Source organism: Amycolatopsis sp. FDAARGOS 1241, from assembly GCF_016889705.1.
Classification (GTDB): Bacteria; Actinomycetota; Actinomycetes; order Mycobacteriales; family Pseudonocardiaceae; genus Amycolatopsis.
The window spans coordinates 4978804-4996757 of the sequence record NZ_CP069526.1 but is presented as its reverse complement, the minus strand read 5'-3'; the positions used below and the strand labels follow the sequence as shown (position 1 = coordinate 4996757).

20 protein-coding genes and 2 pseudogenes are annotated in these 17954 nt (G+C 70.1%); 9 read left to right on the top strand and 13 right to left on the bottom strand.

Going from position 1 to position 17954, the window contains the following annotated elements:
• Positions 1-463: 463 nt before the first annotated feature.
• The 3 genes from I6J71_RS24585 to I6J71_RS24575 all read left to right on the top strand — a co-directional run bounded on the left by I6J71_RS24585 (position 464) and on the right by I6J71_RS24575 (position 2417).
• Positions 464-727: a hypothetical protein gene (locus I6J71_RS24585; protein WP_204089014.1), complete on the top strand. Its 264-nt coding sequence runs from the start codon at positions 464-466 to the stop codon at positions 725-727.
• Positions 728-738: 11 nt separating this feature from the next.
• Positions 739-1068 (top strand): hypothetical protein, encoded by a 330-nt coding sequence (locus I6J71_RS24580; RefSeq protein ID WP_204089013.1) that lies wholly within the window; start codon positions 739-741, stop codon positions 1066-1068.
• 245 nt (positions 1069-1313) lie between these two features.
• A complete protein-coding gene (locus I6J71_RS24575; RefSeq protein WP_204089012.1) occupies positions 1314-2417 on the top strand; it encodes a class I SAM-dependent methyltransferase in 1104 nt (367 codons plus the stop codon).
• Positions 2418-2619: 202 nt separating this feature from the next.
• Here I6J71_RS24575 and I6J71_RS24570 read toward each other — a convergent pair whose 3' ends face one another.
• The gene (locus tag I6J71_RS24570; RefSeq protein WP_239155422.1) at positions 2620-3327 is read right to left on the bottom strand and encodes an IS3 family transposase; all 708 of its coding nucleotides are present in this window, start codon (positions 3325-3327) and stop codon (positions 2620-2622) included.
• Positions 3328-3386: 59 nt separating this feature from the next.
• Positions 3387-3653, bottom strand: a pseudogene (locus I6J71_RS51035) (DUF3592 domain-containing protein); the annotation flags it as partial.
• Between the two features lie 636 nt (positions 3654-4289).
• Between I6J71_RS51035 and I6J71_RS24565 the strand changes: the two are divergent.
• Positions 4290-5108, top strand: a complete 819-nt coding sequence (locus I6J71_RS24565) for an alpha/beta fold hydrolase (RefSeq protein ID WP_204089010.1) — start codon at positions 4290-4292, stop codon at positions 5106-5108.
• Positions 5109-5259: 151 nt separating this feature from the next.
• Here the strand turns inward: I6J71_RS24565 and I6J71_RS24560 are convergent.
• Positions 5260-5600 (bottom strand): annotated as a pseudogene (locus tag I6J71_RS24560) (recombinase family protein).
• Between I6J71_RS24560 and I6J71_RS24550 the strand changes: the two are divergent.
• Positions 5599-5970 carry a VOC family protein gene (locus tag I6J71_RS24550; protein ID WP_204097223.1) on the top strand — a complete coding sequence of 124 codons (372 nt, stop codon included), beginning with the start codon at positions 5599-5601 and terminating at the stop codon, positions 5968-5970. The pseudogene I6J71_RS24560 and the gene I6J71_RS24550 overlap by 2 nt on opposite strands.
• Before the next feature lie 465 nt (positions 5971-6435).
• Here the strand turns inward: I6J71_RS24550 and I6J71_RS50160 are convergent, their stop codons facing one another.
• On the bottom strand, positions 6436-6669 hold the full coding sequence (locus tag I6J71_RS50160) for a hypothetical protein (RefSeq protein ID WP_304503298.1): 234 nt from the start codon (positions 6667-6669) through the stop codon (positions 6436-6438).
• Between I6J71_RS50160 and I6J71_RS50155 the strand changes: the two genes are divergently transcribed.
• Positions 6568-6861: a hypothetical protein gene (locus I6J71_RS50155; RefSeq protein WP_304503286.1), complete on the top strand. Its 294-nt coding sequence runs from the start codon at positions 6568-6570 to the stop codon at positions 6859-6861. The two genes, I6J71_RS50160 and I6J71_RS50155, sit on opposite strands and share 102 nt — an antisense overlap.
• 111 nt (positions 6862-6972) lie before the next feature.
• Here the strand turns inward: I6J71_RS50155 and I6J71_RS24535 are convergent, their stop codons facing one another.
• From I6J71_RS24535 to I6J71_RS24505, 7 genes are read right to left on the bottom strand one after another with little or no spacing between them, the layout of a single operon-like run.
• Positions 6973-8514: an NAD(P)/FAD-dependent oxidoreductase gene (locus I6J71_RS24535; RefSeq protein ID WP_204089008.1), complete on the bottom strand. Its 1542-nt coding sequence runs from the start codon at positions 8512-8514 to the stop codon at positions 6973-6975.
• Positions 8511-9248 carry a class I SAM-dependent methyltransferase gene (locus tag I6J71_RS24530; protein WP_204089007.1) on the bottom strand — a complete coding sequence of 246 codons (738 nt, stop codon included), beginning with the start codon at positions 9246-9248 and terminating at the stop codon, positions 8511-8513. The genes I6J71_RS24535 and I6J71_RS24530 overlap by 4 nt, the downstream gene beginning before the upstream one ends.
• Positions 9245-9565, bottom strand: coding sequence for a lycopene cyclase domain-containing protein (locus tag I6J71_RS24525; RefSeq protein ID WP_204089006.1), 321 nt, complete (start codon positions 9563-9565; stop codon positions 9245-9247). Before I6J71_RS24525 ends, I6J71_RS24530 begins: the two co-directional genes overlap by 4 nt.
• Entirely contained in the window at positions 9562-9903 is a 342-nt protein-coding gene (locus tag I6J71_RS24520) for a lycopene cyclase domain-containing protein (RefSeq protein WP_204089005.1), read from the bottom strand. Before I6J71_RS24520 ends, I6J71_RS24525 begins: the two co-directional genes overlap by 4 nt.
• A gap of 2 nt (positions 9904-9905) precedes the next feature.
• A complete protein-coding gene (locus I6J71_RS24515) occupies positions 9906-10865 on the bottom strand; it encodes a phytoene/squalene synthase family protein (protein ID WP_204089004.1) in 960 nt (319 codons plus the stop codon).
• Positions 10862-11911, bottom strand: coding sequence for a hypothetical protein (locus tag I6J71_RS24510; protein WP_204089003.1), 1050 nt, complete (start codon positions 11909-11911; stop codon positions 10862-10864). The genes I6J71_RS24515 and I6J71_RS24510 overlap by 4 nt, the downstream gene beginning before the upstream one ends.
• Positions 11908-13020, bottom strand: coding sequence for a polyprenyl synthetase family protein (locus I6J71_RS24505; RefSeq protein WP_239153882.1), 1113 nt, complete (start codon positions 13018-13020; stop codon positions 11908-11910). The genes I6J71_RS24510 and I6J71_RS24505 overlap by 4 nt, the downstream gene beginning before the upstream one ends.
• A gap of 145 nt (positions 13021-13165) precedes the next feature.
• Here I6J71_RS24505 and I6J71_RS24500 point away from each other — a divergent pair, with 145 nt between their 5' ends.
• Both I6J71_RS24500 and I6J71_RS24495 read left to right on the top strand, forming a co-directional pair.
• Positions 13166-14176 carry a DUF5914 domain-containing protein gene (locus I6J71_RS24500; RefSeq protein ID WP_204089002.1) on the top strand — a complete coding sequence of 337 codons (1011 nt, stop codon included), beginning with the start codon at positions 13166-13168 and terminating at the stop codon, positions 14174-14176.
• Between the two features lie 358 nt (positions 14177-14534).
• Positions 14535-14777 (top strand): acyl carrier protein, encoded by a 243-nt coding sequence (locus tag I6J71_RS24495; RefSeq protein WP_204089001.1) that lies wholly within the window; start codon positions 14535-14537, stop codon positions 14775-14777.
• Positions 14778-15209: 432 nt separating this feature from the next.
• Here the strand turns inward: I6J71_RS24495 and I6J71_RS24490 are convergent, their stop codons facing one another.
• Positions 15210-16079, bottom strand: a complete 870-nt coding sequence (locus I6J71_RS24490) for a class II glutamine amidotransferase (protein ID WP_204089000.1) — start codon at positions 16077-16079, stop codon at positions 15210-15212.
• Positions 16080-16095: 16 nt separating this feature from the next.
• Entirely contained in the window at positions 16096-16356 is a 261-nt protein-coding gene (locus I6J71_RS24485) for a YrhK family protein (RefSeq protein ID WP_370541965.1), read from the bottom strand.
• 61 nt (positions 16357-16417) lie between these two features.
• Between I6J71_RS24485 and I6J71_RS51030 the strand changes: the two genes are divergently transcribed.
• Positions 16418-17611 (top strand): ANTAR domain-containing protein, encoded by a 1194-nt coding sequence (locus I6J71_RS51030; protein ID WP_370541964.1) that lies wholly within the window; start codon positions 16418-16420, stop codon positions 17609-17611.
• Positions 17612-17954 lie beyond the last annotated feature (343 nt).

The following is a 17954-nucleotide window of genomic DNA, read 5'->3' as shown; positions in this document are numbered from 1 at the left end:
GGTCGAGCGGGCGTGGCGTATGCAGGCACCCAAGCGGCTGGTCGCCCAGCAGACGGAATCCACTGACCTTTCCGCACGTGGGCCCTCTCGGCGGCGTCAGCCCAACCGGAAGCGATACGAGCGTTCGCCGACGGCAGCCGGACCGCGCACAAAATGCTCGGGGCGCGTCGATCGCGGAGGGCATTTCCCGCCATTGCACCAGCAAGCCGGCCCACCGCCACCGACACCACGGTGAGCCCGGCCTGGGATCTGCGCGCCGCGAATCCAGCTCGGCGTCCCGGGCGATGACCGGCTCGGCCAGCCCGGGATCCACGGTCAGCAGCGCCGTCGTGGCGTCCCGCGTCGCCTGCGCCCCGAACAGGCACACCTCATCCAGCGCCGTGTCGAGCCGCGCCAATCCCTCACGGGAGGCACCCTCGCCCGACCCAACCTAACGCCGCGGCACCGCAGCCGAACTGCCACCGTGAGTGTGCGCTGGGGCCGGGGTGACGAGATTTCCGACAGTCCCTCGTGCGCCACCCGTATCACCTTCACCGCCCATCGTTGCGGGCGCCCGAAAGCCCCGGCGGACACCGAGCTGCTGCCGGCGATCCTGTACGAACTCCGCTGCGGCAACGACCCGCTGGCCCAGCGCACCGCCCTCGCCGCGCGCACCCAAGCCCTCGACGAGCACGCCGACGCGCACGTGCGCCTGGTGGACGACCACGCCGGCGCCCTCAGTCGCTAACGCGGCGGCCGGTGACCCGGCTGCCCGCAACGTTCGTGAAGCTCACCGCCCAGGACCTGATCGGAGGCGTGTTCGCCAACCACGACTTCGGCGGACAGCCCGCCGGCCGCGACTACATCGTGCAGACCACCGGGATCCGCCGCGACGGTGACGCCTCGATCATCGCCGTCGACCTCACCCCGAACCCGATGACCGACGACACCGAGCTTCACACTGCCCCGCCTTATTCCGCCGGAATTTCCTGTTCGCCCGGACCGCGCGGCCCAAGTTCGACGCGAACTTTGTCCGGCCATTACGGATGTTGGGCGAGCAGCGTGGCGCAAATCGCATTCCCTCGGTGAACCGATAGGACGATCAATTCGTGCCTGTATTCGGGTGAGTATTTCAGGGTTTGCCGACCGTGCACACCTGGTACGTGCCACTACTCACCGGAGGAGGTAGGGACATCGGTGCGCTTCGGCGGTCTCGGTGGGGCATTCGGTCACCGTTGCACCTACCCCTGGCAAACGGACAAAGGTCGCCCCGGATTCCGGGGCGAGCGCAACCGGGTCTCCGGAGCTTTCCGGGGCCCATGTGAAGAGGACGAATGACAGAGGCGATCAATACCACGGCTGTCGATCAACCTCGGCTGGAGAAGCTGCTCGGGGAGGTCGGGAGGGATGCGGCGGGGGCGGTGGCGTTGCCCTTGGCGTTGGTGGGGGACCGGCTGGGGTTGTTCTCCGCCTTGGCCGCCGGGGGGTCGGTCACGTCGGCGGAACTGGCCGAGCGGACCGGCCTGGCCGAGCGGTATCTCCGCGAGTGGCTGCTGGCGATGGCCGCTGCTGGTTACGTCACGTATACGGAGGGCGGTTCGGGGCCGGAAGCCAAACGGACCGCTCGCTATCGGCTGTCCCCCGAGCAGGCCGAGGTGTTCACCAACGCCGACAGCCCCGCCTATGTCGCGGGGCTGTTCCAGGCCTTCACTGCGGGCGCGCGCGTCGTCGACCGGCTCACCGAGGTGTTCCGGACCGGCGAGGGAATTGGCTGGCACGAGCACCATCAGGACCAGTTCGAGGGCACGGAGCGGGCCTTCCGCCCGGTTTATGTGGCCAACCTGACCAGCTCGTGGATTCCGTCGCTCACGGGAGTCGAGGAACGGCTCCAGCGCGGTACCCGGGTCGCCGATGTCGGCTGCGGGTTCGGGGCGTCGACGATCATCATGGCGGAGGCGTATCCGAACTCGACATTCGTCGGGATCGACTCCCACGCGCCGTCGATCGCGCAGGCCCGTGAACGGGCGGCCGCGGCCGGGGTGGCCGACCGGATCACGTTCCGGAACGCGGGGGCGGCCGACCTGGAGGGCAGTTACGACTTCATCGCCTTTTTCGACTCTCTGCACGACATGCCGGACCCGGTTTCGGCGTTGCGGGCGGCGCGTGCGGCGTTGGCGCCTGAGGGCCGGGTCATGCTGGTCGAGCCGATGAGCTGGGACACGGTCGAGGAAACCATCAGCAGCCCGATGGGGCGTGTGATGGCCGGTGCCTCGCTGTTCGTCTGCCTGCCCAGCGGGCTGGCCGGCTCACCGGCGTACGGGCTGGGCAACCAGGCAGGACCCGCGCGCATCGTGAGCCTGGCCAAGGAGGCGGGGTTCAACGACGCCCGGATCGCGACGTCCAACGAACAGAACGCGGTTTACGAGCTGCTGCCGTGAGTCCAGGGCGCGGCGGGGACCACCAGGAGGCCCCGCCGCGCCTGGCCAGCCATCATCGGGCCCGGCGCGATGCTCGGGAGCAGGTCGTAGAGGCCGAGGTGGCCGGTCGGTGTCCCGGGCAGGGCTGCCGCGGTTGGCGCGTCCAGACATCGCACATACCGGGGTCGTTCTGAGGTTGTTCCCGAAGGCCGGACACCGGATTTCATGCCACGAGGGTGAGACCTTGACGATAGCCGACGCGGACTTCGTGCGGGGTGCGGTAGTTGAGTGTCGAATGTAGACGGTCGTGGTTGTAGTAGCCCAGGTAGGCGAAAACGTCCCGTCGGGCGTCGTCGCGGGTCGCCCACACGGCGGTGCCGATCTCGGTTTTGAGGGTGGCGAAGAACGACTCCGCGACGGCGTTGTCGAAGCACGACCCGGTCCGGCCCACCGACGGGCGCATGCCGTGCTCGGCAAGTGCGGACCGGAACCGCCCAGAGGTGTACTGCGTCCCGCGATCGGCGTGGAAAACCGCGTCACCGCTGATCAGGCCACGTCTGACGGCGAGGTCGAGGGCGTCGCGGACGAGGTCGGCGCGCATGTGGTCGGCCATCGCGTGCCCGACCATTTCTCGGGTGTGCAGGTCGATCACCGTGGCCAGGTAGAGCCAGCCCTCCCGGGTGGGCAGGTAGGTGATGTCGCCCACCAACCGCCTCCCCGGCGACGGGGAGGTGAAGTCCCGACCGATCAGGTCCGGCACCGACGCCGCGACAACATCGGGCCTGGTCAGAGACCTGCGCCGCCTGCGGGTGAGACCGACGACCCCGTGCTCGCGCATGACCCGTCCGACCCGTTTGTGGTTGACCCGACGGCCGCGGCGGTGCAGCACGGCGACGATCCGCGGACGCCCGTAGGCGCCTCGGTGACGCACGTGGACCTCGGCGATCTCGGCGGCCAACCCCTCGTCTGCCGCGGCCCGCGCGCGGGATCGGCAGGGTCGTAGAACACCGTCACCGGCTCGCCCGGCGCGTAGTCACGACCGCTGTCGACGACGACACGCGCCCGGCGCACCTCGCTGCCAACCCAATAGTCCACCGACGTCGACGAGTGGCCGCGGTCGGCGTCGAAGAAAGTGACCACCACGCCTTCGGCCTGCCTCCCCGTCTTCAGCAGGTCCTCGGAACGCTGCAGGAGCACGCCGAGGGTGACTTCGGTGGCCACGACCAGGGCGACAAGCAGAGCCGCCACGGCCAGCATGCGCAACGCACGCATACGCAATCGCGGAATCTCGGCGGCCAGGTCGATCGAGCCGGGCGGGATGGTGACCCCGCGGGCCTTTCGGAGCCGTCGCTCGTGTTTGCGGGCCGGGATGGTGACGCCGCGGGCCTTTCGGAGCCGCCGCTCGTGCTTACCGGCCGGGATGGTGACCCCGCGGGCGCTTCGGAGCCGCCGCTCGCGCTTGCCGGTCGGCCGCCGGCGACCGGGCGCGCGGCGCGGCTCCCCGCCGCCGGAGTCCTGCCCCCGCGCTCTGTCGCTTCCTCCATCGTCGTCCATCCCCAGTCGCATCCGTCGAGCGTACGACCGGAAAATCCTTGCGCACCAGGAAAAACAGTGGGATCGAAACCACCTCACCGCCGGGCAACCCGCGGGCCGCGGCGAGCGTGTTCCCTTGAGGCTCGTTGGCTCGGATGCGTGCTGGTGCCAGCGCTCGGGGTCGATCGGTCGCGGCGGCGCGCCGGTGGTAGCGCCGGCGTCGTCGACGAGGTGATGGGCGCGAACCTCGACGGCACGTACGCCCGCGAGCAGCCGCCGGGATCGCTACCTGCGAGGTAATCGACTGGCCTCTCGGCTTCCGCGAATATTGGGCCATAACACAATGGTGAGGAGCTGAAAATGCCTTTCTTCGAGGTCGGTGACGGGACCCGCCTGTCGTACGAGGATTACGGTGCGGGCGCGCCGATGGTGTTCGTCTCCAGTTGGGTGCTGAACGCCGACATGTGGGAGTACCAGGTCCCGTTCTTCGTCGAGCACGGGTTCCGGTGTGTCCTGCTGGACCGGCGGGGGCATGGCCGCTCGGACCGCCCCTCCTCCGGCTACGACGCGGACACCGGCGCCGACGATCTGGCCGCGTTGATCGAGCATCTGGACCTGCGGGGCATCACGCTCGTCGCCCACTCGGCCGGCGGTGGCGAGGCCGCACGCTACCTGTCCCGGCACGGTGCGGAGCGGGTCTTGCGTGTCGCGTTCCTGGCGTCGACGTTGCCGTACCTCAAATCGACCGAGGACAATCCCGAGGGAATTCCCGAGGCGGTCAACGAGGCGACGCTGGCGCAGTTGCGCAAGGACCGGCCGAAGTGGTTCGCCGATCGAGCACAGGGCTATTTCGCCACGCATCTGGGCAACGACGTCTCACCGGCACTGATCGAGCACGAGGTCCGGCGCTGCCTGTCGGCATCGCCGTTCGCGACGGCCGCGATGTTCCGCTCGAACTTCCACACCGACTTCCGCCCGGACCTGCGTCACATCACCATTCCGACGCTGGTTGTGCACGGAGTGGCCGACCAGTCCGCACCCATCGGCGTCACCGGCCGTCGTACCCGGAAGATGGTGCCCCATGCCGTCTACCGGGAGTACCCCACGGCGGGGCACGGCCTGTACGTCACCCACGCCGAACAACTCAACGCCGATATCTTGGGGTTCCTCAAGAGCTGAGGTCACCAAATTCATCAACAACGTCGAACAGGCCGTCGCGGGTGATCGCAAGGAACTCGTCGGCAACAGTGACGAGCACAGCGCGAATTCACCGCAACGCAAAATTGGCGTGGCACACTTCAGATAAACGCGGTCGAACTGTCCGCTTGCGTCACCGCACTCCTCGTACCTGTGCCTGGCCGGCTGCACCTGGCGAGCCCCGAGCTTCGGCTTCTGCCCACCAGTGCGCCCGCGCGCGAGCCTCGGCCAGGCTGTCGACGGCGCGTTCGGACCTCAGGGCCTGTTCGAACGCGGCGTTCGAGCCCACGATCTGGAAGAACATCCGTCCGGCCGCGGTGGAGGTGTCGATGCCCTGGTCGAGCACCAGCAGGTCCACGCCTTCGCGTGTAGCTGTCTGGACAGCTCGAGCAGGTGCTCCAGTGACCGGCTGAGCCGGTCGAGCTTGGCCACGACGAGCTGCCTGCGGTCGAAGGCCCGTAGGGTGTCGATCATGGCTTGTCGCATTTCTGAGTTGAGAGTGAAGTGCCTGGATCCGCAACGGCTGGCGGCGTTCTGGTGCGAGGTGCTGGGGTTCAGCGTGCTCGACACCGACGAAGGTGCGGTGGAGATCGGGCCGCGGGAAGGGTTCGGAGGATTGCAGCCGACTCTGGTGTTCAGCCCCGCTGTCGAGTCCGAGGCGGGGCAGCGGCTGAGCTTCGACGTCAACTCCACGGACCGCGATCAGGACGCCGAACTCGAACGCCTCCTGAAGCTCGGGGCGCGCCCGGCCGACTTCGGCCAGACCGGAGAGGAGCCCTGGCACGTCCTGGCCGACCCCGAAGGCAATGTATTCTGCCTCCGGCAAGCGCGCCTGAGCAGCTAAGACGAGAGCCGTGCGGGCGTCGCCGCGCCTCACGGCGATGTCGTCGACCGGGTGATCATGCCCCGGGGTCTGGCCTCCGAGCGTGCTGAACACGGCGAAGAAGCCCAGGACGAGCCACGTTTTCAGCAGAGCGCCGAGGCTTGGCTTCGCCCCCGTGGCCGTCACCACGCAGCGCTGGGCGAAGAGTGCCCGGCCGAGCGTGGCGCCCCACCACCACTGGAGCAAGACCCGGTGGACGAACGACACCACGGTGTACGTCCCGATCAGCGTGACCAGGGCCGGCAGGTCGAGTGCTGATCGCGATCGTCAGGTGGAGCGCGAAGTCGACCACGATCGCGCAGCCCCGCTGCCACACGGGCGGCGGCAACGGTAGCTTCGGGCTGGGTTCGCGAAGGTCACGGCGGCGGATGGCGTCCGGAAGGGTGTCGCACCAGTCCTCGCCCGTCTCGCGTAGCGCCTTGGTCGTCATGCTTTTGCCACGCGCGCACCCGGTGTCGCCCACCCCTTCGCGGCCGGTGGGGACTGGGCCGACGCGCTTCCCCTACCGATGGCCGCGTCGGCCTGGTGGTCGGCGACGTCGTCGGGCACGGGATCGCCGTGTCGGCCACGATGGGACGGCTGCGGGTACTGCTGCGCCAGCAGCTGGTCACCACGGCCGAGCGGGTCTGCAACCAGGCGCTGGAACGACCACGCGTTCATCGATTGGCTCCACCGAGAAACAGGCCCGTGCTCGCGCGCACACCGCGAAAGACGCGCTGGGAGACGCGGCACCCCTCGGTGGGAACAAGTCTTGGCCGGACGGCAGCGACGCCGGCGTCACGGGCTTGCCGAGTTGAGCTGAACCCGCCTCGGTCCGAGCCTACGGCGACGGTGGTCTCGTCGTACTCGTGATCACCGGTCGCGCCGTACCGGGGGTGCGACCGTAGGCCCGGACGGCGATCGGTGGCCACTGTGTCCAGTGGTCGCCGGACACCGACGGGGTAGTGAGTGTGACCCGGGTCTTCATCGCGATCCGCGTTCCAGCCAGGGGACGAGGTGGTTGAGCAGCGCGAGCCGCCCGCGGTTGGGGACGGAGTGGAGCGGGTGTCCCGCGATGCCCCAGCTCGTCAGCAGTGAGTTCGCGGCGGCCCAGCCGGTGGCCGCAGCCCGTTCCATCAAGGCGACCGGCAGATCGATCCGGATGCCGTCGCCGGCCAGCACCAGTCCTGGGGTGGTCGTGGTGACGGTGGGACGGTTCGCGAAGCTGCCGATCCCGAACAGCGGACAGTCCTCCCGCCAGAGCGTGATCTCGCCGACCGCACGAGCGGTGGCGGTTTCCGGGTAGATCTCGCGGAGCTGTTCGTCCATCTGTCTCGACAGGGCGTCGACATCGGTCGTGGTGGCGGCGTAGGCGTGCACTTCGACCACTGAGCCGCCGGTTTTTCTCGCCCAGAAGCGTGCTTCGCTTTCGTAGCGGTCGAGGACGCTGATGTTGTCCACCGGTGGGGTGCCGCCCGTGCCTAGGAACGGTGGCCGTGTCGCAGCCAACGCACGGTCGAGCCACAGCCGGCGGACGAGGAAACCGGGCGCCCTTCGGAGCCCCGCGATCCGCGCCCGCCAGGCGTCGGTACCGAGGCCAGGCGACGCCTCGACCAGCAACTGCAGCCCGCCTACCTCGCACGCCAGCACGACGGCGTCGAAGTCCTCTTCCACCCCTGCGGTGACGCGGAAGGTGCCACGGGACTTGGCGACGTTCTCGACGTCCGTCAGGAGGTTGATCCTCACGCCTCGGGCGGTCAGGTATTCGGCCAAGGGCGACCACAGCGCTTGGGGGAATGGCTCGGTCGGCACGTCGAAGAGCAGGCCTTCGTTCGATCCCAGGAAGTACAGGTGGAACATCACGGCGAGTTCCGCCGCGGACAATTCGCGCGGGTCGGCGAAGAAGCTTCGCGAGAACACTTCGAACGCCAGGTGCCGTGCCGCGTGCGGGAAATTGATGCGCTCGAGGAAGGCGGCGGCGCCGACGTGGTCGAGCCGCTCGTAGATGCCGGGCACGTCGACGGTCGCCAGGGGCAGCGCGGCGCGGCCGTCGAGGGCGAGCAGGTTCCGGAGCCGGAAAGTGGGGCTGCGCAAGGCGAACGCGAGCGCGTTCCACGGGGGAGAGGCGGGGAGTCCGCCGAAGGTATCGGTGCGGCCGCAGGCGTCGAGCAGCGGGTAGTCCTCAAGTGGGGTGAGCCGTTCGAGCCGGGGGTCCGTGCGGGTCAGCAGCGCGCGCAGGTTGTAGTACTGCCGGAAGAAGGCGTGAAAACCCCGGCTCATCGTGACGGCGGTGCCGTCGGGGAGCCGGGCGGGCCAGCCGCCGGCGCGGCCGCCGAGGTGGTCTTCGCGCTCGTAGAGCGTCACCTCGACCCCGCGTTCGGCCAGTCCGGTCGCCGCGGTGAGGCCTGCGATGCCGGCACCGACGACAGCGACGCGGGGGCGCCGGCCGAGCCTGCCGGCGGAGTCGAGCCCACCCGGAGCCGGGTGGACCACGAGCCGGCGATCACGGCCGACGGGCGCGGTCACGGGGTCTCCCCGGGCCGGACGCCGACGACGGTGTGCACGATCCCGCGCTGCCAGCCGGGCATGGTCGCGCAGCGGGTGGCGGTGAACCCGGCAGCGGCGATGCGGGTGGTCAGTGCGCCGGTGCCCTCGAACCGCAACACGCTGCGCCGCAGGTGCCGGTAGAGCGTCGCGTCTCCGGTGGTGACCTTGCCCCAAGGGATGATGATCGCGGCGCACACGCAGTTCCAGATGAACCTGGCCCGCCGCGAGTCGGCGACGGAATAGTCGTGGACGGCGATCGGCGCACCGGGACGAAGCAGCGCGCGCAAGGCGCGCAACTGGGTGTCCGGGTCGGCGAGGTTGCGGATCAGGTAGGCAGCGAGTACCGCGTCGAACGGACCCGTGATTCCCGAGCGTCCCAGGCTTTCGATCGTGCTGTGCACGAATCGCACGTTCGGGGGCCAGTCCTTGCGCCGTGCCCACGCCAGCATCGCCGCCGACCCGTCGAATGCGGTGATTTCGGCGTCCGGCAGCACCTCTAGCAGGGCTGCGGTGGACGCGCCGGTGCCGCACCCGGCGTCGAGCACTTGCAAGCCCGCGCCGCCCCCGGTCAGGCCGAGGCGCCGGGCGGAAAGCCGGAGGTGGTCGTGGTAGCCGGGGTTCGCGCCGACGAGCCGGTCGTAGGAGGCGGCTTCGGTGTCGAACGCCGCCGGCACCTGCGCTCGGGGCAGGCCGTCTTCGGCGAGCGGGCTCACTCGGTGTCCTCCTTCTGCGCCGCCCGCTCCCACAGGAGCAGAACGGCCGTCACCAATGCGTACCCGAAGAGGAAGTCCTCGATCGGGATGTCCCAGGGGAAGCGGAGCCCGGAGAGGTGTTCGGGCGCGTAGCGCACAATCGCGTGTGAGGTCTTGGTCAGCCACCCGTCCACGGGGATCTGGAATCCGGCCACGACGGCGATGGTGATCCAGTAGCCGGGCTTGCGGAACAGGCCGGTCCGCAAGGCCCACAGCTCCAGTGCGACCACCGCCAGCACCGAGGCGACCGCGGGCACGGTGTAACCCCAGGGGATCACCGCCGCACCCGCCGCCGGCCGAGACGGCGCACCGCCGTGAGCGTCAGGCCCACTGCCTCGTAGGTCAGGAGGCCGCAGATCGGAATGACGACGAAGAACAGGACCTCTTCGAGCGGGACGCCGAACGGTGCTCGGATCCCGCTGAGGCTCTGGGGCGCGTAGTCCCATACCCCGCCCGCGATGGCGACGGCGTCCCACACCAGGAACACGAGAGCCACGGGCCCCACGGCGCGCGCCAGCCGGCGCGGGCGCCGGTAGACCCTGGCTCCCGCCAGTTCGAGCGGCAGCGTGATCAGGACGCAGGCACCGAGCACGGCGAGGTATTCCAGCTTGCCCACGGTCACGCCCCCGCCGGCGGCAACGGCGACGGGTTCCGCAGCTGCAGCCACCGGGCCCGGCCGAGCGCGCCGGCCGCGACCAGCAGCCGACGTCGGCGCGGCACCACCGCCCGGTGGCCGAAGACGTTGTACCCGGCGCGTTCGATGCGGTCGAGGATCTCCGCGTAGAGCTGGAAAGCGGTGCCGACGCAGGCCCGCGACACCGGGTGCAGCATGCAGATCCCCGGCCGCGCCCGATCGTAAAGCGTCCGGGTGACGGCGATCTGGGCTGCGAGAGCCGCCCGCACCTGCCGGTCCACGAGGCCGCGGTCGGCGCACCAGCCCAGGCGGTCGCGGTCCACACCGAAGGCGGCGAGCTCGTCGGCGGGGAGGTAGACGCGGTTGCGGGCGAGGTCCTCCGCGACGTCGCGCAGGAAATTCGTCAATTGGAACGCTTTGCCCAGCGCCGCCGCGTGGGGCGCCGCCTCGTCGCGGCCCGTGACGGTGCCGAGCACGGGCAACACCTGCAGACCGATCACCTCCGCCGAGCCGTGCACGTACTCGTCGAGCGCCGAGCGCCGCGGGTAGTCGGTCACGGTGAGGTCCATCCGCATCGAGCGGAAGAACGCACGGAAGTGCCGGGTCGCGATCTCGTACCTCGCGCAGGTGTCGATGACGGACGCGAGCAGTGGATCGTCGCTGTGCCTGGCGGCGAGGGCCGAGAAGAAGTCCCGTTCCACCGCGTCGAGCTCCGCGGTGATAGTGGCGGGGGTGGCTCCCCCGGCCGGCTTGTCGACGATGTCGTCCAGCCGCCGAGCGAACCCGTAGAGCGCGTGGACGGGCGGGCGCTGGGCCGGTGAGAGCAATCGGGTCGCGAGGAAGTAGGTGCGGCCGTGGCGCGCGTTGACCGTCCGGCATCGCTGGTAGGCCGAGCGTAAGGCCGGGTCGTGGATGCCGGCGGCGTCGAGTTCCCGGCGGGTCATCGCGGACCCACCGCTGCGTGGCGCGGCCCCGGCCCGGTGACGCGGTCGACCCGTCGCTGCTCCTCACCCGGCTTCCCACCAGCGACCCGGCCCTCGCCCCGGCGCACCGGCACCTGTTCTCGATCCTCGCGCCGGCGCCGAACCTCGAACGCGGGGCGATCGACCGGAGCGGCGAAGCCGAGCCCGGCGCGGCGGCGCTGCTCGAGGTATTCCGCAAACAACTCCTGCCGGCGCCCGACGCGGAGGCCTCGCACGTGCTCAGCCCTGCGAAGTGGGCTGCGCCGCGCATGGTCGCGGGCACGCCCTTCAGCTAAGGGCATTCGTTCGGCCAACCGGGACCGGTCCGCCCGCGCAACCTCCCGCGAGGCGCGGAAGACAGCGTGCTCGCCGGCGCCGGGGTTCCGACCGGGCTGGCGTCCGGGCGGCCGGCGGTCGACCGCGTCGCCGAACGAGATGATGTGGTGCCCGACGTCAGGCCAGTCTCCGGCCGCGGCCAGGTGAACGACGAGCGCGGACGGCGAGGGGAAGAGCCGCACTGGTCGCCGCGGGGCTCGGCCGAGCAACTGACAGCCCTCGGGGAGCTCGCCGGTGAGGACGACGGCGTCGCACGGGAGCCGGCCTTCCGAGCCCGTCGGCATCGCCGACTCGCGGGCGCCGCGCCGTTCGAGCGAGTCGGCCCGTTCCCCATAACGCAACTGCACCTCGGCGGCAGGGGCGAGGGCCCGGGGCCGGGCGGCACTACCACCGTCGGGGAAGTACACGCAGCCGCCGATGTCCATGGAGGAGATCACGGCGTAGAGAGCCGGCGCCCGAATCGGCGATTGGCCCGCGTGGCGGGCCTGGAAGGTGAACACGTGGCGCGGCCCGCCGGGCGCGACCAACCGGGCCAGGTCGCGGGAGACGAGGCTCAGCGGCGAGTCGATGTCCGAGGCGACGAAGCGGTCGAACTGGGCCTGGGAGAGCCGCGTGAGCCGCGTCCGCAACCGGTAGTACCCGGCCGCGCCGACGACGGCAACCCGGTCGGTCCTGCCCGGTCCTGCCCTCATCGGACACGCTCCGTGCAGCGGGCGGCGAGCACGGCGAGCGTTTCGGCCATCCGGGCCGGCACGTCCGCGCTGTCGATCACGTCCAGGGCTTTCCGCACCTGCTTGTCGATCAGCTTCTCCAGCTGATCCAGGGCACCGGACGCGATGATGGCGTCGCGCAGTGCGGCTACGGTGTCGTCGTCGATGGCGTCGCGGCTCAGGAGGCGCTCGAGCTCTCGCCGCAGCGTGGTGTCGGCCATGGTGACCGCGAGCGCAACGACACTGGAGGCTTTCCTGTCGCGCAGGTCCTGTCCCACGGGTTTGCCGGTCACGTCCGGGTCACCGAAGATGCCCAGGACGTCGTCGCGGAACTGGAACGCCTCGCCGACGAGTCCGCCGTAAACGCCGAGGGCCCGCGAAATCCGGGTGTCGCAGCCGGCCAGCGTGGCGCCGAGCTCCAGCGGCCGGCGGACGGTGTAGTTGCCGGACTTGCGGCGGAGCACGTCCAGTACCGACTCCCAGTCAGGCACGGTTCGGGCGTCGTTCACCAGGTCGGCGAGCTGCCCCGCGGCCAGTTCCGCACGCATGGCGTCGTAGAGCGGCCACCCACGCGACAGCGTTCCGGCGGGCAGCCCGCTTTCGCGCAGCATCTGTTCGGACCAGACCAGGAACAGGTCGCCGGACAGTATCGCCGCGGCCTCGCCGAACCGGGCCGGCGAGCCGCTCCAACCTTGGTCGCGGTGCCAGCGGGCGAACTGGGTGTGCAGGGCCGGCCGACCTCGGCGCAGCTGCGACGCGTCCATGACGTCGTCCTGCGCGAGGGCGAAGCAATGCAGTAGTTCGAGACTGGCGACCGCCCGCACGGCGGCGTCGTTCTCCGGCGCGCTGCAGCACCAGCCGACGTAGGCGAACATCGACCGCAGGAACTTGCCGCCGCGGACGAACTCCGGTAGGGCTGTCACGGCGAGCGCACCTTCACCCCGGCCGGTGAACTGCTCATCGCAGCGCCGGGTCACGAATTCACCGACGTGGGTGGAAAGTTCCTCGCCGAGCACGGTCAGCCAATCGCGCGGGCCGGCCTGTGCCGGGATGACGCTCGCCGCCTTGGTCGCCATCCAGTTCCCCTTCATGTCGGCCGGTCTGTTCACGCGGATGGTTCGCCGGCCCCCGTCGGGGCCGGTTACCCCGCCCGCGGCCGGGTATGCGTCTCGGGGCGAGCGACTTCGACGACGGCCCCCGGCCGAGGCCAGTGAAGTGCAGACAGGAGCGTGGTGCATGACGTTCAGGCAGCGGCTCGACCGGCGGTGGCCGGCGGGCTGGCCGGTCCGGCCTTTCGGTGAGCCGCGGTGGGCCGCGCAGCCTCCCACCTTCGCCGAATGCAGCCCGGCTGTGATCGCCGACGCCGTGAAACGGGCGGAGGCCCGCCAGTCCGGGAACTGGTACGTGCTGGCAGCAAGCCGTCAGGTCCGGCCGGACCGGCCCTTCGGCCGGAGCATCGGCGGCCGGGAATTGGTCGCCTGGCGGACTCGCTGCGGCGAGGTACGGGCCGGACCGGGCGTATGCCCCCACCTGGGCGCGCCGCTGGCCGAAGCCCGGCTCGACTGCGACGAGCTGGTCTGCCGATGGCACGGCCTACGGGTCGGCGGCGGGCCGCGGGCGGGTTGGTCGCCGGTGCCGGTTTTCGACGACGGTGTGCTGGTCTGGACACGGCTGGATGAGCTTGGCGGTGAACCTCCCACCGCGCGGCCCGCTGTCCCGCCTCGACCCCAGCAGAGCGGCAGCGTGGACGCAGTGGCGACCGTGACGGGCGTGTGCGAGCCCGCCGACGTCGTCGCGAACCGCCTTGATCCCTGGCACGGCGCCTGGTTCCACCCGTACTCGTTCGCGCGGCTCAAGGTGCTTGAAGCACCCCTGGGCACAGACGTCGAGGACCGGTTCCTCGTCGAGGTGACCTTTCGGCTGGCGGGGCGCTGGGGAGTGCCGGTGGTGGCCGAATTCTTCTGCCCCGGCCCTCGCACCGTGGTGATGCGCATTGTCGACGGCGAGGGGGTAGGCAGCGTGGTCGAGACCCACGCCACCCCGTTGGGCGTCGGTGTGGACGGGCGGGCGAGGACGGCGGTCATCGAGGCGGTTGTCGCGGTGTCCGAGCGGGCCGGGTTCGCGGTCGTGCGCAAGGCCGCCGGTGCGCTGCGCCCGCTGATCCGCCGCACAGCCGAGCGCCTCTGGCGTGACGACCTCGCCTACGCCGAGCGCCGCTACTCGCTGCGCACGGCCGATCCTCGCTGAAAAGGACTGCCCGGTCCTGGGATCCTCGCTCGGCGCCGCGGGGGGAATCGAGGTGCCGGCGTGGCCTGGGCGGGGTCGAAGTCGAGCGCCGCGTGCGCGACGGAGCCCGTGGCCATCCGCACCGTGGCCACCCACACGGAGGGCACACACCACCAGCACGATGCCGTAGGTCAATGCCGTGGATCGCGTTGCCTGCTCCCGTCTGCCCATCGCAACCACCTTCGTCTCTGCAGCGGCGGGAGCTACCCGTACGCGCGAGGGAAACCGCCACACGCCCGATGTTTGCGCGGCGGTCGCGTGGGCATCACTCGTCCATGGCCGATACAGGTGCCGTAATCCGAGGCGAAAGGAGTCAGCCATGGCTACCGGAGAAACCGGTTTCGACGACGTCACGTACGACCTGGTGTCCGTGCAGTACCACTCGTTGAAAGCCGGCCACGACTACGGCCAATACGTCCGCGACGCCGAAAACGCCGACCGCCAGGACATCGCCGACTTCATCCGTCGCGTGATGGAAGAGGACTCGGCGCGGGCCAAGCAGTGCCACGAGTTCATCAGCGAACTCTCGGGCACGTCCGCGTCCGGCCCTGCGGTGACCTGACGCGCCCGAGGGGGAGGCGTCGGCTGCCGATGTTCCCCGCCGATGTTCCCCGTCGATGTGACCGGCGTCGAGGCACGACTCTGATCACCGCGCGGGAATGGAAACCGGCCGGCGTCGGGGCCACTGTGGCCGGATCGCGGATCGGGAGCAGGCGGTGGACTTCCGGCAGTTCGACGCCTTCGATCCGGGCGAGCCCTGTGCGACCAGGTCGCCGCCGTCCGCGAAGAGCGGGAGGCTTCTGAGCCGAGGGCGAGGACGTAGAGGACCGGCTGCGCGATCGTGCCGACTTGATCCGCGCCGAAGTGCCAGTCCTGCACCGCCGGCAGCTCCGACTCGAACATGGTGGTCGCAACTTGTTCGGTCCGGGAGGGGGCACGGCCCGGTTGTACTTGGGCGCCGTCTCGTCGCCGTGTGGCTCGTAGTACGCCGGGTTCAGGCGCTTTGCTGTGAGGCGGCGGCGTGTGCGCCGAGGTCGTCGAGTGTGAGCAGGTGCCGGGGCGGCTGTTCGAGGACGGTGCGCCGCGTGACGGTCAGGTCCGGGGCGACGTGCAGCAGCCGCCCGGGCTGCAGGTCGATCCAGCCGGGTTCGTCGTCCATGGGCTCGCTGGCCACCGTGACGCAGCGACGCTGGGCCAGTGGGGCGCAGTGGGCGCGGATGCGGCCCGCGGTACCAGTGTGCTCGAGGTGCCGGTCGCCGGATACGCCGCCGGCGGGGCGGTGCAGGTAGTAGAGGTGGTGGGTGCCGGGGTAGCGCAGAGCCCACAGCTCGTCGGGCGTGGTGAGGATGACGTTGAGGGCGTAGAGCGGCAGGTGCGCGGCGACCCAGCGGGCGGCGCTGGTGAGGCCGGCGCTCACGTTGCCGTGGCGTTCGTCGGTGTGCTTGGTGATCAGGGCGAAGAACCGTTCGGAGTCGGTGTCGCCCTTGACCAGGTCCCGGTAGTCGCCGAGCTGCGCGTCGAGCACGTCCAGGTCGGAGATGACGCCGTTGTGCGCGAACAGACGCCCGTGCTGGGTGAAGGGGTGGGTATTGCGCGGTTCCAGCCCGCCGGTGGAGGCGAACCGGATGTGCGCGAGGAACGTCCGCGATTCGCAATCCTTGGCCTCGCGCGCGAACGCGCGGTCGGCGTAGGCGGCCAAGGGCTGCTTGCGGATCCGGGGCGTGCCATCAGCGTCGAACGTTCCGAGCCCTGTCCCGTCGGGGTCTCGGTGGCTTTGGGCCGCGAGGCTGTCGGGCGCGTTCAGCAACCAGAACGTGGCGTGAACCCGCTCGGTACCGGCGGACAGGCCGAACAGACGACACATGAGCGCTCGGGCCCCTTCAGAAGTCGGGTGTGGAATCCACCGCCCCGTCGCGGCGGATGCGACGCAGGTGCACGGCGCGAGTCAGGCGGATCCCCGGTCGGACCAGCAGCTCGACGCTGCCGATGAGGAAGAGCCACGTCGCGAGCGTGCCCAGGGATCCCGAGAGGAACAGCACACTGCCCGCGACGAGCCACAGGGCAACGAGGATGTGCTCCGCGATGCTCAGGTCCTCGTACCGCCGGCGGATGATCAGCTCGTCGTGGCCGAACGTCAGCACGAAATCCTGTCCGCGTGTATAGCCCGGATCTGGCGGTCCACCGGGGGCCGCGCGTTCGTCGGTGTGCACCATCCAGGTCGCGTACCCACGTTCTGGCGGAGAAAACCGCCGACCGCAGGTCGTCCCCAAGCGTCCGCCACGCGGCGAGTTCCGCAACCAGCGTCTTCGCGATCGCCGCACGACAGTCGCCCACCCTGCCAACGATCTCGCCGCATACCGGCCGCGGCCGGCAGACTTGGTGTGCGCCGTGAGGCCTCGATCGACGACTGGCTGGCGCGGCTGCCGGCCGAGTGGCACCGCGACGTCGACGCCGAGCCTTTCGCGCCGGTCTGGAGATCGCGGCGATGCGGCGCCGCTGGATGGCCCAGGGCGTACCCGGCCGGGCCAGGCAGAACCCGCAGCTGCCGAGCTTCAGCCAACCGGGGATCTTGCTGCCCGGCTGCTGCCTTCGATCTTGATCGTTGAACTGGGCATCTGCCCGTTCGAGCGCGAGCGTGGCAGCGGCGACAGAGCGGGTATCCAGCGGGTGGCAGTGAGGAGGGGAGCGGAAATGAGCCACCCGGAAAGCATTGAGCACAGCACCACCGGTTTGGCAGAGGTGCTCAGCGAGATCGCCCGGACGCTGCAGGCCGAACCCGACGTCGACACGACCCTGGCTGCGATCGTCAAGGCCGCCGTTGACCACGTCGACGGTGCCGAATACGCCGGGGTTTCGCTGGTCGAGCAGCGCAGGCGCATCCGCACCGTCGCCCCGACCGACGAGCTGGTCACCGAGATCGACCAGTTGCAGTACCGGCTGCACGAAGGACCATGCGTCGACGCGAGCTACGATCACGAGATCTACCGCACCGGCGACCTGACCGGGGAACACCGCTGGCCGCAGTTCGCGCCGGCCGCCGCGAAGACCGGGGTGCGATCGATGCTGTCCTACCGGCTGTTCACGTCCGCGGACACCCTCGGCGCGCTCAACCTCTACTCCACCAGAACCGACGCCTTCAGCGACGAAACCGAGCAGCACGGGCGCATGTTCGCCACCCACGCCGCGATCGCGCTCGTCGGTGCCCAGACCGAAGCCCACCTGCACGCCGCCATGGAAAACCGAGACGTCATCGGCATGGCCAAGGGCATCCTCATGCAAGGCCACGACGTGGACGCCACCCACGCCTTCCGCATGCTCGTCGACGCTTCCCAGCACGGCAACATGAAACTGCACCAGGTCGCCACCTGGCTCGTCGAACACCGCCGAGACCTGTGAGGAGCGAGACCAAGGCCCTGGACCAGCGAGCTCTTTGCACGGCTGCGGGAGGCAGCTGATCACCAGCCGCGTTTGTCACCGCTGCGCCGGCGATCGGGAATTCGTCGCCGTCCAGGCGCCGTCCGCGTACGCCTCATGTGTGTACATCGTCGCGCGCCATGTTCGTGGCGATCGTCTCCCGGCGAACTGCTGCATCGGCGTCTGGAAACATCGCTCGAGCAGGACCCTGAGACCGGGAGCAGCCGGCGCCGGTGCCCGCGACCCGCTCGCTGGTAGCCATCGAAGAACGTGGTTTCTCGGCCGCGCCGTCGCCGATAATGACCACTGACCAGGCATTACCCGA